Below are 13,394 nucleotides of genomic sequence, written 5' to 3'. Positions count from 1 at the left end.
CTGACTGTTTACAAACTAATCGAATGGTTGGTGATATTGATTATCATTATGTTTTAATTGCGAAAACATAATGCACATCAAGTTTTATATGTTGTGAGTTGATATATTGCAGGCGCTTTATTGCGTGTATCGCTGTGTATGACAGTGAGCATATTCCAATAGACTTCATATGTTTATTAACTTAGTGCGGTTATTGAGTATGGCATTCATGCAAAAAATTAAGTTATATAACTAATAAATAGGAATGAAATGAAAAAGTCTTTGGCCGTTATTTTGTTTATGTTGTTTTCAGCCGTAGCAAATGCAGATGTAGATCAAGATGTGGAATGGGTTGTTAGAGCTATTTATAACGAGCAGACAATAGCGGCACTGAATGAGCAAGCTACTGTCCAATCAGTACATAGTATGATCCCTATTATTGAGAACAATTTAGATCGGAAGCTATCGCAAGCAGAACAAATAAGGCTCTATACGTTTTGGTTCGAAAGAATCGAAAAAATTGTGACTGCTGATGCTATGGTTTCTGTTGTAGCTCCAGTCTTAAAGCAGCAATTTTCAGAATCTGAAATTAAACAGTTGAAAGAATTTTATACATCTCCTATTGGGAGTAAGTGGGTTGCGGCAACACCTGAAATTATGAATCAAATGCAAACTAGTACAATGAGTTATGTTAGTGCAACGCTAAAAGATTCAGATTTTCTCGAAAGCTTTAAATCTAACTTTGAATCAGAATTTCCTGGGTGGTTATGAGACATCATTATTGATGTGGAACTCTTCTTAGGCTCAATCGTTCTGATTGAGCCATTTACTCTCACTAAGTCTTTTTCCAATAGTTCAAATACGTTAGTGTAGAACACTATAAGTTGTTGATTATAAGGGCTGACCTCGTTAGCTCGTGAATGATTGCTTGTTCGGTGCACTAATATGAGCCATGTGACAAAAACTATGACAAAAACAGATGGAAAAACGTGGATAGAAGCGCTTACTAGCGCAATAGCTGCAGTGAATCAGCCCAACTTTGCTTCTTCGTTGGTGGAGCTTATTCGCTTGCTGGTGGATTTCGATTGTGCGGTGATCCTTGGTTATAGTGCTAAGCGTCGTCCGGTTTATTTATTTGATGAGCTACCTATTCAACGCGAGCTGTTATTCCAGTACTACCTTAACCGTGCTTATCTTGATGATCCTTTTTATCGAATGCTTCAAGATGATGAACGAACAATGCAAGGGGTGTTTGATCTTGCTTCGCTAGCTAAAGATCTCGGCTTAAATCCTGATTATCTTAACGACTTTTACCAAGCAACAGGTTGGCAGGAAGAGTTAGGGTTAGTTATTTCTATCGAGCAGAATCGCTGGGTAGTGATTAATTTAGGCTTTATCGCAAACAAATCACAGCCTGTGTCGTTTAAGAAAAAGGCGATGCTCAATCAGTTAACCGAGGTGTTTGAGTTAATAGCGGCATTGTGTCGTCAGCATTGGGGGACTAAGCCGTTTGTATTGGCTGAGCCACCACTGACAAACCAAGCTATGCAGGCGCATGTGAACGCCGCACTGTCTGATTTCGGTGCCGCAGTGTTGACTAAACGAGAGCACCAAGTCGTTCGCTTGATCCTGCAAGGTTTCGATTCTAAGGCGATTGCTGAGCAATTAGTGATAGGAGAAGGCACGGTCAAAAATCATCGTAAGCGCATATATTCACAGTTACATGTTGCGTCTTTAAGTGAGCTGCATGGCTTATTTCTTAACCATTTGCTAACTTACAGTCCTTAAGCAGGTATACATGTTGCCACGTAGATAAAATCGCGCGGCTAAAGCAGGGTTAGTAGTATCGACCGTTTTATTAAGCGTGATAAGATGCAGTCTTAATTCGATTATTTTTGATTTTGCAATTGGCTAAGTCTCATAGTTTGAACTTTTGCGCGCAAGTATCAATCTAAGTCCTGTTCCAACCATAGCGTGAGTACCCACCGTGAGCTTACAAATTTCTAAAGATGAGAAAGTATTCATAGACTCTCACTATGGTGTGGTGGTGCATCGCGACTTTAAACCTCTCTATGCTGATGATACGTATGCCAATTACTTTGGCTACTCAAATGCAGACGCTATTTTATCTTTACCCTCTCTACTGGATTTAATTGCACCTAAAGAACAGCAAAAAGCCCGTCAAACTTATCAAGATGTGATGAGTGGAAAGCTGAAGCCGGGTGTGCGTTCATACAAAAATATTGATAACAGCGGCAATGAACTCATTGTATTAACGGTTGATCACGTTATTGAATGGCAAGGTGAACCTGCGATGCAGATCACCATCATTGATTTGAGTTCGCAAATTGAAATGCAGCGCCAGCTTAAAGCAAGCGAAAAGCGATACCGTGAATTGGTTGATGGTTCTATCCAAGGCATTTTAGTCCACCGTAATTTTAAGCCGCTGTTCTGCAACAGGGCATATTCCGACATGCACGGTTATCAGAGTGAACAAGTGCTGCTAGCGCAAGATTCCATCTTGCCTTTGATAACGCCACAGTTTCATCAGCAAGCATGGGAAGAAAATGCGGCACTGTTAAATGGTGATGTCGAGAATATTAAAGCCGAAGTCAAAGGGATTAAACGTAATGGTGAGACCATTTGGCTTAGTTTGCTGTCGCGCCATGTTATTTGGGATGGTGAACCAGCGGTGCAGGTAACCGCAATGGACATTACTGAGCAGAATTTATTGAAAGAGAAGTTAGAGCATCAAGCAAATTATGATGGTTTAACAAACTTACTTAATCGACGCGCCAGTTCTGAACTATTGGTACAGCAGTTTAATTTGCTGAAACAAGCAGGCAAGCCACTAAGTTGTGTGATGATCGATCTAGATAACTTCAAACTGATTAACGATCATTACGGGCACCTTGTTGGTGACGAAGTTTTGCGCCAGTTTGCTAAAGTGAGCAGCCAAAATATTCGCCAAGACGATATCATGGCACGCTGGGGCGGGGAGGAGTTTATCTTGATCTTGCCTGAGTGCTCTCATGCTGAAGCCAATGTTATTGCTCAGCGCTTGTGTCAGCGATTAAATCAAGTTCAGGTTGATACAGAGCAAGGTAGGTTAAATTTCTCTGCCAGTATGGGGATCGCGACGATGGAGCCCGACACTCTTGCTAGCGCATGTGTTGCCGGAAAAATCAGTACGGTTGATCAACTTCTTGTCGCCGCTGATCGCGCTTTATACCAAGCTAAACGTAACGGCAAAAACTGTGTCGTGTGCGCGCTTCAGGGATAATCCCTTCTCTTTCAACGTCATTTCTCGTCGTTATCTTTGGGCATTTGCCGCTTAATATCGTTGAGTGGTTGGTGTTTTATGCTTGTGATGTGCATATTTTATAAATTACTCTCTTGTTACTCAACTGTTACTAATACTCAATTGAAATCATAATATTGCCTCTAACTTCGATGTTGTTGTGCGTTGGCTCACACTCAAATTGACCATGAAATAAATCTCTTAACAAATTGCTTACATTGTGGTTATTATTCTGTACAAGAATTAATCGCGCAGTAATGCAAAACAGGGAGTGTTTCATGCAAGCAATCGTCGATTTTTTAAACGGCATTATTTGGAGCCCAGTGCTCATCTACTTATGCCTAGGGGCCGGACTTTTCTATTCGGTAACAACGCGCTTTGTACAGCTACGTCATTTTCGTGAAATGTGGCGTCTGCTGTTGTCGGGCAAAAGCACCGATAAAGGGATTTCATCATTTCAAGCGTTAGCGGTATCGCTTTCAGGTCGTGTCGGTACGGGTAACATTGCCGGTGTCGCTGCGGCTATCGGCTTTGGTGGTCCGGGAGCAGTATTCTGGATGTGGGTTGTTGCTTTTTTGGGGGCGGCAACTGCGTATGCAGAATCAACACTGGCGCAAATCTATAAAGAGGAAGACGAAGGTCAATTCCGTGGTGGTCCGGCATATTACATTGAAAAATGTATGGGGCAATCTTGGTATGCATGGATCTTTGCTATCGCGACTATCTTTGCGTGTGGTGTGTTACTGCCGGGTGTGCAATCAAACAGTATCGGTAACGCGGTTGAGGCAGCGTTCGGTTCTGGCGCTATGATTGAAACCGCAGTCGGTACTTTTAGTTTTGCAAAGATCGCAACAGGCACCATTATTTCCATCATTTTGGGCTTTATCATTTTTGGTGGTGTTAAGCGTATCGCGCACTTTACACAAATTGTGGTGCCTTTCATGGCACTGGCATACATCATTATTGCGTTTGTTATCATTCTGCTTAACATCAGCGAAGTACCGGGTATCGTCGCCATGATTGTGGGTGATGCGTTCACGCCTATGGCTGGCTTTGGTGCTGCAATTGGTTGGGGTGTTAAGCGTGGTGTTTATTCTAACGAAGCAGGTCAAGGTACAGGTCCTCATGCCGCTGCGGCAGCACATGTACAACACCCAGCGCAGCAAGGTTTGGTGCAGTCGTTCTCTATCTATATTGATACCTTGTTAGTGTGTTCAGCGACCGCGTTTATGATTTTGCTAACGGGTGCTTATAACGTACATGGCGGTGGTGACGGAGCATTTATTGTTCAGAATCTATCTGCTGAAATTGGTGCTAATGGCCCTGTGTTTACTCAAATGGCGATTGAAAGTGCGCTACCTGGTTTAGGTAAACCTTTCATTGCGTTCGCACTGTTCTTCTTCGCCTTCACAACTATTTTGGCGTACTACTACATTGCTGAAACCAATATCGCGTTTATCCGCCGTAAGTTAAAAATTTCAGGCATGATGTTTGTACTGAAGATCGTGCTTATGGTGTCCGTATTTTACGGTACGGTGAAAGCGGCTGATTTAGCGTGGGCAATGGGTGATGTTGGTGTTGGTCTGATGGCGTGGCTAAATATCGTGGGTATTTTGATCATCTTCTTCATGGCAAAACCCGCGATGAAAGCCCTAGAAGATTACGAAGCACAGCAAAAAGCTGGCGTGACTGAGTTTACGTTTAACCCTGTGAAACTTGGTATCAAAGGTGCTGATTATTGGGAGAAGAAGTACAACGGTCAAGCACAAGCTAAGGCGAATGGGGATGTTGAAGGCGGTCAGCCAGTGAAACCGACGGCATCCTAATGGCTAGGAATATATTGAATAAACGGCTTTGACTGCGGTTTAATAGCCATTATCTAAGAGAGGCAACCATTGGTTGCCTCTCTTTTTATTATCCACACACAAACCAGGATTGGGCTGGGGCTGTGATGTAGGCTCTATCGTGCCAATGCTGGAGTTCGAGAGTGGGGGCAGTACGGATATCGCCTTTTAGTTTACGGGTGACGAGTACGCGAACTTTGCCTAGATTGACATTCTCGACCACGCCTTGATAGGTGTGACCAAGCTGATTGGTATTTTCTTGGTTATATAAGCACACGGTTTGCCCTGGTGAGTTATAGATATAGAGGCTTTCTTGATCCCACATATCGATATCTTCCACAGGGGTGGCAGGTGCTTGATAAAGCTGACCATAGCTGTCGTTACTTGAAACTAGCTGACGGGTCGCTGTGTAGGGTTGATAGCCTAATACTTTTGCCGAAGCTAACCATTCATCAGCAGGGGCATTGGTGTTTTCAACCACTCGAAGGGTAACAAAAGGACCATCAAGGCAGAGATCGGCCCAAAGTTCAGTGCTTGAGATCCGCGCATAAAAAATGGGGAATTCATCAGATGTGTTTGCGTTATTGACGCACCACGTCCCCGTTTGCTGGTGGACTAGTTTGCCGCCATTTGCATCACAAGTACGTTTTGCCAGTTGTTGATATTCTGCAATGTCGTTAAGGGCAGACTCTGGGCTGACTGCGCAATAACGGTAGGTGAAAGAATAAGTATCTTTAGGGTAGAACAGTCCTTTATCGACAACAGCACCGTTGCGGCGAGTTTCGTTTAAATCAATAAAGGCGAGGGTAGATTGCTTAAAGTAAAGTTCAGGGGCTTTAGTTAGTGGTGTCTTACTACTACAGGCCACCAAGAAACTGAGACATGCAATAAAGAGCCATCGAGCTTGCCTTAACACCTGCACCATAACTACCTCTCAACTTGCTGTGACTGCTGTGTTTGGCGTAAAGGCGTGTATCGATTAAGTAAAACGATACAAGTGTCTTAATGCCAATATAGGGAGTTGCACGAACAAGCTATAAGTGTAAAAGAGTGCTCGGTAGCGCGTGTGTCTTAGAAATGAAACAAGTTAGTGATGGATACAAAAACGCCTTAGCGTCATTGGCTAAGGCGTTTGTAGTTTGCTAGCGCTAATTTTCCAAGGGCAGTAGTGCCGCTGGTTAACGCAAGATCATCTTATTGGCTGATAACAGCATCAAGCCACTGGCTGAATTGACCTTTTGGTAGTGCACCGTTTAGTTGGTCAATCATTTGGCCATTTTTAAATACCATGATGGTAGGAATGCTGCGAATACGGTATTGAGCAGCCAGCATTTGCTGTTCTTCAGTGTCGATTTTCACAAAGCGTGCTTGACCGTCTTTTTCTGCAGCAACATCTTCAAAAATTGGCGCAAAGCCGACACAAGGGTTACACCACGGTGCCCAGAAATCGACGACAACCGGCTTGTCACTCTGGATCAGAGATAAAAAGTTATCCGTTGTACCTTCAACAGGCTTACCGTCGATAAGCTTTTCTTTACATGAACCACAGGTCGCTGTGTCTTCAATACGTTCAATTGGCAAGCGGTTCATTGCTTTACAGTGTGGGCAGCGGGTGGTCATTGTGGTCATGATTATTCTTCCTTTAGCTGATTTGCATTGCAATGTAACGGTTTCAGCCGCAAAGCAAAAGCAGATTATATCAATAGCTATGATAGACAAACCCGATTAATTAAAGTCGGGAATTGCACACAATTAGGACATGAAATGAAGAAATAAGGTGAAGTGCTGATTTCTGACTTACAAACAGAAAAGCGATAACCCAATCAATACATTGTGTTATCGCTCTTATGATTTTATTAGCGAGTGATTTTATTTCGCCATGCGTTCGATAGTGCTAATTCAAGTGGGGTATGGTCAGGCTTGATGGTCAGGTTAGCGTTGCCTTTCGTCGTGATAATACTGCCTTGTTCCCAAATGCTACGTAGGTGCATAAAGCGCCTAAAGAGGGGGGAAAACAGGCTAATGACTTCCATGACTAACCAAGGTAGTGGGGTTACTTTGACGGGTTTGCCCGAACTTAGCGATAGGCAGCGTGCGATGTCATCAATACTCGCTTCGTGCCCCGAGTAATAGCTGATGTTTAGCGCGGGCTCTGATGCCGTTCCTTTAGAGAGGTGATTAACAATGCTGTTGGCGGCATCGGGTAGGTAAGTCCATTTGTGCTGTATATGGCTTGCCCCTGGCGATTGAATATAAAGTTGGTCGGCAGTCTCTTTTATTAGCAGCCCCAAATAGCCTTCGTCGTTGCGGCAATCAAGAGTGTGGCTAAGAGAGATTAAATGTATCTGCTCACAACGCTGGCTTGCTTGTTCAAGACGCTCTAGTAGCTTGGCTGGGATAGATACAGGGATAGGTTGCTTCTTTCGCCAGAAAGCCAATGACGGTAGCCAGTTAGGGCTAAAGTCATAGTAGTTACTGGTGATCACCAGTTGAAGGCGCAATCGCTCACACAGTGAAATAATGGTTTCTAGTGAGAAAGGAGTACTGTTTGAGGTGTTTTCGTAAGTTTGGTGGAAAAAAACGGTATCAACTTCTTCTGCTAGTTGATACAAAAAATCTACATCTTCTGGTAGTAACTCTGCCAAAGTGAGGTTCGCAAGGATAGGTGCGTTGGCATCCGTGCTGCTCACTATTCCCAATACATCCCAATCGGCTTGGGTCAATGATTCACACAAGCTGGCTCCCATCAGATGTTCGACGCCTAGTACTAAGGCTCTTTTCATTTCAAATCTCCTGCTTGCTTTAGTCATTCTGTTATAGCGAATCAGAGGAAGGCCTGACTATTGTTTTATCTTGAATTCGGAAGGTTTGCGATTATGGTCGCAATACATTTGTAGGATATGTGTAAAGTGTTGTTTTAAATGCGGTATATGCTGTAGCTGCATAATAGGTGAAAACATATTAACTCGCAGACTAAACTTGAGTTGAATTTTTCAAAAGGGAAATAAATGTGCCACAAGGTGCATTAAACTTTTTTTGAATAATATTTCAGGTGTTTTTCTAACTTTATTTGAGTTTGAGACAGTTTTGTCTAATCAACCCAAACAATAGTTTAGAAAATGCTGTATTTGTGAGCAAAGGCAAACGTTTTCTAATCGATTTATTGATCTTAACCAGTGATTTTTCAAATTTTCACAAATAACTGAAAACAAAAGTTGAGTTTTTCAAAAAAAATTGAATAATACCGACATAACATAAAGCGCTAAGAAAATGCTGCTCCACACCATTTTCATTTAGTGACAGTTAATGACGTGTACGGGACAAGATGTCCTCTCTACCCTAGATATGATGAGATAACCATGAGCAATTCACTAGTTCTTGTAATTAATTCTGGTAGTTCTTCACTTAAGTTCGCACTGATCGACACAGTAGTTGGCGATGCAGTACTAAGCGGTCTTGGTGAGTGTTTCGGTCTTCCAGAGGCGAATGTTAGCTGGAAATACAATGGTGAGAAAAAAGAGTACGCGTTAAGCGAAGGTAATCACCACCAACTAGCTGTAGACCGTATCGTTGCACTAGTTGACGAACTTGGTCTTAAAGACGACATCGTTGCAGTAGGCCACCGTGTTGTTCACGGCGGTGAGAAATTCACAAGTACTGTGAAAATCGATGATGAAGTTCTTAAAGAAATCGAAAACCTAAGCGATTTAGCTCCGCTTCACAACCCAGCTCACGTTATCGGCATGCGCGCTTCTCTAGCAGCATTCCCATCACTATCTCAGTACGCGGTATTTGATACAGCATTCCACCAAACAATGCCTGCTAAGGCGTTCACAGGTGCTATCTCTCGTAAGCTTTACGAAGACTACGGTATCCGTCGTTACGGTTTCCACGGCACAAGCCACTACTTCGTTAGCCGTGAAGCTGCGAAAGTACTTAACAAGCCAGTTGAAGAAAGTAACTTCATTTCTGTTCACCTTGGTAACGGCGCATCTGTATGTGCAATCAAGAACGGTAAATCAGTTGATACAAGCATGGGCTTCACCCCACTTGCAGGTCTAATGATGGGTACACGTTGTGGTGACCTTGACCCAAGTATCATTGAGTTCCTTCTGAAGAAAGGTTGGTCTCAAGAAGAAGTATTCACTGAGCTAAACAAGAAATCTGGCCTACTAGGCGTTTCTGGTCTAACAAGCGACTGTCGTGGCATCATCGAAGCGATGGAAAATGGTCACGAAGGTGCGACACTAGCATTTGAAATCTTCTGTTACCGTGTTGCTAAATACATCGGTTCTTACATGGTTGCGCTAGACGAACTAGACAGCATCATCTTCACAGCGGGTATCGGTGAGAACTCTCAGCCAATCCGTAGCAAGATCCTAGAGAACCTAAAAATCTTCGGCTACCGTGAAGACGAAGAAGGTAACGCAGCAGCACGCTTTGGCAACCGTGGCATCATCACTAAGCCAAACACACCAGTTGCAATGGTTATCCCAACTAACGAAGAGTGGGTAATCGCAAACGAATCTATGGCGCTACTACACGCTTAATAGATTGACCCTGCGGGAACGGGGTTATTTGGAACGGGAAAACGGCTCTGAAGATTTTTCAGGGCCGTTTTTTCATTTGTGCCTTACCAATTTCTTGGCTTTAAGTAATTGGCGTAGAGATCATGCTCCGGTGTGTTTGGCGCGATATGATAATCGTATTGCCAGCGAGCCAGCGGTGGCATCGACATTAAAATAGATTCGGTTCGCCCCCCGCTTTGCAGACCGAAAATCGTGCCACGGTCGTACACTAAGTTAAACTCCACATAGCGACCACGGCGATACAGTTGAAACTGGCGTTCACGCTCTCCATACGGCAGCAGTTTGCGCTTTTCGATAATCGGGATATAAGCGTCAAGGTAGCCTTGTCCAACCGCCTTGATGTAATTAAAGCAGCGCGTAAAGCCCCATTCATTTAAATCATCAAAGAATAAACCACCGACACCGCGAGTTTCGTTACGGTGTGGTAAGAAGAAGTAGCCATCGCACCAAGCTTTGTGCTTGGCATAAACACCGTCACCAAAAGGTTGGCAAAGCTGTTTAGCGACTTGGTGCCAGTGCTGGCAATCTTCTTCAAATGGATAAAACGGCGTGAGATCAAAGCCGCCGCCAAACCACCATACAGGCGGTTGTCCTTCACGTTCTGCAATAAAAAAGCGTACGTTAGCGTGAGATGTCGGCACATACGGATTTTTCGGGTGAATAACCAATGAGACACCCATTGCTTCAAATTGGCAGCCTGCAAGTTCAGGGCGCTTCTCCGTTGCGGAAGCGGGTAGGCTAACGCCTTTCACATGGGAAAAGTTTACTCCGCCCTGTTCAATAAGGTTACCGTTACGAATGACGCGCGTTCGACCTTCTCCTTGTAAACCTTCACCACTGTTATTGCGCCAAGTGTCTTGCTGGAAAAGAGCTTGTCCGTCTTGTTGTTCTAAAGCGGAGCAAATTTGGCTTTGGAGTTCAGTTAAAAACTGAAGCACAGCTTTTTTATCGATAGCTTGTTGAGTCATGATTTTCTATTTCTAACTGCTAGTGTTATTAATTAAAAACTTTTAGGTACAACTGGGTTAGGGCAAGCGGGAACCAGATAGAGAGTTTGATCCCAGTTACCATTCCCATCAGTGCAATAACGTATTTGCACTGCGAGATGGTAAGTGACAATGTCACTTTTGATTTTCTGTGAGCTAATACTGCTTGGTGCGTTTCTTTATCTTCTTGTGGTGAGTAGCTTGGTATGTCAGCGGCTTTATTCATCTCAATACCCTCGTTGGTATTATTCTTGTTCGGTTGTTTTAGGTAATGACCAAAAATTCAAGTTGAATTGAGCATCATCACTTAGTTCAACACGGTGCCAGTATTGTGGTGGGCTGGTGGAGAATTGCCCCGCAGAGATCACGACTTTCATTTCATGTTGCTCAGCTTCTTTGCTGTCATATCCATAAAATGTAACTTCGCCTGCCATAACACATAACTGGGCAAAAACACCTTTACGGGTGTTATGGCGGTTGAGCAGGGCGCTTGGCACTGTGTCTTTAGTGAAGAAAGGGGTTGAGCGTTGAATAGTCCAATCAGCTGGAATGATTTGATGAGACATAATGAACTCCTAAGTTTGATAATGCTGTATTAATTGGTGAATGCGAAACCGAGTATGTCTGGTGACCAAATTTTAAAGGTGAACCAAGGCCTTAAAGGTGGAGCCAGCCATTGCCCCAGAACCAAGTTGCAAGGCGTGATTTGATGGCTGACCCTTGTGTTGCTGTATATGGCTTTTGAGGTGGTAGCTCTTTCCTAATTGAAGGTGCTAGTGAGTGCTGGCTTTCAACTTGTTGGCATTGAAAGCGCTCGATGCCTAATTCAGGATGTGCATTTTCAAGATATAACTCGTGCATGGTGACCTCGCTTTCTAGTTCGGCTTTCGCTGTTAACTTTTCACGTTATTTGTTTACTTCGCTTGATAGATGTATTGCAGAGCCCATGCCAATATTTAAACTTCAATATAAACAAGTGCTTAATCTTTTTGTGTGATTGCTTTTTGTCCAAAAGACAAGGCTGGGCTATTGTTAAATTGATAACTTCATTATCATGATGACAATTGTGATTTGTGAGGCTCGTATGATGGAGCAAGTGAGTAAAGAGTGGGTACAAGTTGCGCTTGGCATTACCTCGGGAATGTCGAATGCAGAGCGCTTTACCCAACTACTTTCAACCGTTAATCAAACCTTAAAAAGCGATGCATCAGCATTACTTTTATTTAAAGATCAGCAGTTTGTGCCATTGGCTATCAACGGGTTAAGCCACGATGTGTTGGGGCGGCGTTTTGATATCCAACAGCATCCAAGACTCGAAGTGATTGCTCGCGCAGGTGATGTGGTGCGTTTTCCTGCTGATAGTGATTTGGCTGATCCTTACGATGGTCTGATCCCAAATCATGATGATGAATTGAAAGTGCATGCTTGTATCGGATTGCCATTGCTGCAAGAAGACCGTTTGATTGGTGCACTGACCATTGATGCGTTCGATCCTGAGCGTTTTGATCGTTTATCGAATAACTCGCTGCGGATGATCAGTGCGTTGGCATCCAGCAGCCTCAATACAGCGCTGTTACAAGAAAAGCTCGAAAAATCGACGGGCTTTACGCCTACCGAAAACCACTCATTAAAAATGGTAAGTGAAGCAGTTGATATTATTGGTCAATCTGCGGGAATCGCGATGCTTAAACAACACATTGAAGTTGTCGCCAATACCGATCTTTCAGTTTTGATCATGGGCGAAACGGGTGTGGGTAAAGAGCTGGTTGCTAAATCAATTCATCACCAGTCTGGCCGTGCTGATAAGCCGATGATTTACCTAAACTGTGCGGCCTTGCCTGAATCTGTGGCGGAAAGTGAGTTGTTTGGTCACGTTAAAGGGGCCTTTACTGGCGCGATCAGTAACCGTAAAGGGAAATTCGAACTGGCTGATGGTGGCACTCTGTTTCTCGATGAAATTGGTGAGCTGTCGTTGCCACTGCAAGCCAAGTTACTTCGAGCACTGCAGTACGGTGATATTCAGCGCGTGGGTGACGAGAAGAATATCAAGGTTGATGTCAGGATCATTGCTGCAACCAATAGGATCATGCATGAGGAGGTGGTTGCTGAACGTTTTCGTGCTGATTTGTATCATCGTTTGAGTGTGTTCCCCGTAACTGTGCCACCGCTTCGAGAACGTGATAAAGATGTTGTGCTGCTGGCTGGATTCTTTGCTGAGCGCTGTGCAGCTAAGTTAGGCGGCTCAACCATACGCTTGGATGCTCAAGTGCTGCGTATGATCCAGTCCCACCCTTGGCGAGGAAATGTACGTGAGTTAGAGCATGCCATTAATCGTGCGGCGGTATTGGCAAGGGCAGAAAGTGTTGATGAATTCTTACTACTTCAACCACATCATTTCAATTTTGCTAAGCACGGTGCATTAGGGGCAAGTACTGGTTCAGTTAGTCGTGCGGCAGAAAGCCGTGTGAATGATTCAGCTGTCAATGCAGTGGACGGAGAATTAGATTTTGCGGCGTACCGTGAACTGGGACTAAAAGAAGCCTTGGATCAGTTTCAAGCGGAATTAGTGGCGAAGGTATATAAAGCGAATGCGCAAAACCTGAGCCAAACGGCTCGTGATCTCAAAGTGAATCCAGGTAATTTGCATCGCTTGATGAAGCGGTTGCAACTAAAGTAAAGATGAAGGCACAAGCAT

Annotated in this window: 12 protein-coding genes and 1 pseudogene; 6 read left to right on the top strand and 7 right to left on the bottom strand. The window is 43.8% G+C overall.

The window, feature by feature from the left end; genetic code table 11:
* Nucleotides 1–249 precede the first annotated feature (249 nt).
* The 4 genes and pseudogenes from A3K86_RS15295 to A3K86_RS15280 form a co-directional block, all read left to right on the top strand.
* The gene (locus A3K86_RS15295) at nucleotides 250–750 is read left to right on the top strand and encodes a DUF2059 domain-containing protein (protein WP_068332926.1); all 501 of its coding nucleotides are present in this window, start codon (nucleotides 250–252) and stop codon (nucleotides 748–750) included.
* Nucleotides 751–945: 195 nt separating this feature from the next.
* A complete protein-coding gene (locus tag A3K86_RS15290) occupies nucleotides 946–1,767 on the top strand; it encodes a response regulator transcription factor (RefSeq protein ID WP_068333927.1) in 822 nt (273 codons plus the stop codon).
* Nucleotides 1,768–1,966: 199 nt separating this feature from the next.
* Nucleotides 1,967–3,262: a sensor domain-containing diguanylate cyclase gene (locus tag A3K86_RS15285; protein WP_084406637.1), complete on the top strand. Its 1,296-nt coding sequence runs from the start codon at nucleotides 1,967–1,969 to the stop codon at nucleotides 3,260–3,262.
* Between the two features lie 296 nt (nucleotides 3,263–3,558).
* A pseudogene (locus A3K86_RS15280) lies at nucleotides 3,559–5,035 on the top strand (alanine/glycine:cation symporter family protein); the annotation flags it as partial.
* A gap of 159 nt (nucleotides 5,036–5,194) precedes the next feature.
* On the opposite strand, the gene A3K86_RS15275 reads toward A3K86_RS15280, so the two are convergent.
* The 3 genes from A3K86_RS15275 to A3K86_RS15265 form a co-directional block, all read right to left on the bottom strand.
* Nucleotides 5,195–6,049 carry a hypothetical protein gene (locus tag A3K86_RS15275; RefSeq protein WP_068332920.1) on the bottom strand — a complete coding sequence of 285 codons (855 nt, stop codon included), beginning with the start codon at nucleotides 6,047–6,049 and terminating at the stop codon, nucleotides 5,195–5,197.
* Nucleotides 6,050–6,318: 269 nt separating this feature from the next.
* A complete protein-coding gene (gene trxC / locus A3K86_RS15270; RefSeq protein WP_068332916.1) occupies nucleotides 6,319–6,753 on the bottom strand; it encodes a thioredoxin TrxC in 435 nt (144 codons plus the stop codon).
* 227 nt (nucleotides 6,754–6,980) lie between these two features.
* Complete coding sequence (locus A3K86_RS15265) at nucleotides 6,981–7,907, bottom strand: Rossmann-fold NAD(P)-binding domain-containing protein (protein ID WP_068332913.1); 927 nt, start codon at nucleotides 7,905–7,907, stop codon at nucleotides 6,981–6,983.
* A gap of 576 nt (nucleotides 7,908–8,483) precedes the next feature.
* Here A3K86_RS15265 and A3K86_RS15260 point away from each other — a divergent pair.
* The gene (locus tag A3K86_RS15260) at nucleotides 8,484–9,674 is read left to right on the top strand and encodes an acetate/propionate family kinase (RefSeq protein WP_068332910.1); all 1,191 of its coding nucleotides are present in this window, start codon (nucleotides 8,484–8,486) and stop codon (nucleotides 9,672–9,674) included.
* 83 nt (nucleotides 9,675–9,757) lie between these two features.
* On the opposite strand, the gene hemF is transcribed toward A3K86_RS15260, so the two are convergent.
* From hemF to A3K86_RS15240, 4 genes are all read right to left on the bottom strand, one after another.
* The gene (gene hemF / locus A3K86_RS15255; RefSeq protein WP_068332907.1) at nucleotides 9,758–10,681 is read right to left on the bottom strand and encodes an oxygen-dependent coproporphyrinogen oxidase; all 924 of its coding nucleotides are present in this window, start codon (nucleotides 10,679–10,681) and stop codon (nucleotides 9,758–9,760) included.
* A 28-nt stretch (nucleotides 10,682–10,709) separates the two neighbouring features.
* Nucleotides 10,710–10,925 carry a hypothetical protein gene (locus A3K86_RS15250; protein ID WP_068332904.1) on the bottom strand — a complete coding sequence of 72 codons (216 nt, stop codon included), beginning with the start codon at nucleotides 10,923–10,925 and terminating at the stop codon, nucleotides 10,710–10,712.
* 19 nt (nucleotides 10,926–10,944) lie between these two features.
* Nucleotides 10,945–11,265, bottom strand: coding sequence for a TehB-like domain-containing protein (locus tag A3K86_RS15245; protein WP_068332901.1), 321 nt, complete (start codon nucleotides 11,263–11,265; stop codon nucleotides 10,945–10,947).
* 91 nt (nucleotides 11,266–11,356) lie between these two features.
* Nucleotides 11,357–11,560: a hypothetical protein gene (locus A3K86_RS15240; protein WP_068332898.1), complete on the bottom strand. Its 204-nt coding sequence runs from the start codon at nucleotides 11,558–11,560 to the stop codon at nucleotides 11,357–11,359.
* A 226-nt stretch (nucleotides 11,561–11,786) separates the two neighbouring features.
* On the opposite strand from A3K86_RS15240, the gene norR reads away from it, so the two are divergent.
* Complete coding sequence (gene norR, locus A3K86_RS15235) at nucleotides 11,787–13,376, top strand: nitric oxide reductase transcriptional regulator NorR (RefSeq protein WP_068333921.1); 1,590 nt, start codon at nucleotides 11,787–11,789, stop codon at nucleotides 13,374–13,376.
* Nucleotides 13,377–13,394 lie beyond the last annotated feature (18 nt).

This window comes from Photobacterium jeanii, assembly GCF_001650345.1.
In the GTDB taxonomy this organism is placed as follows: Bacteria; Pseudomonadota; Gammaproteobacteria; order Enterobacterales; family Vibrionaceae; genus Photobacterium; species Photobacterium jeanii.
The sequence above is the reverse complement of the archived record's forward strand: the minus strand, read 5'-3'. Positions and strand labels throughout refer to the sequence as shown.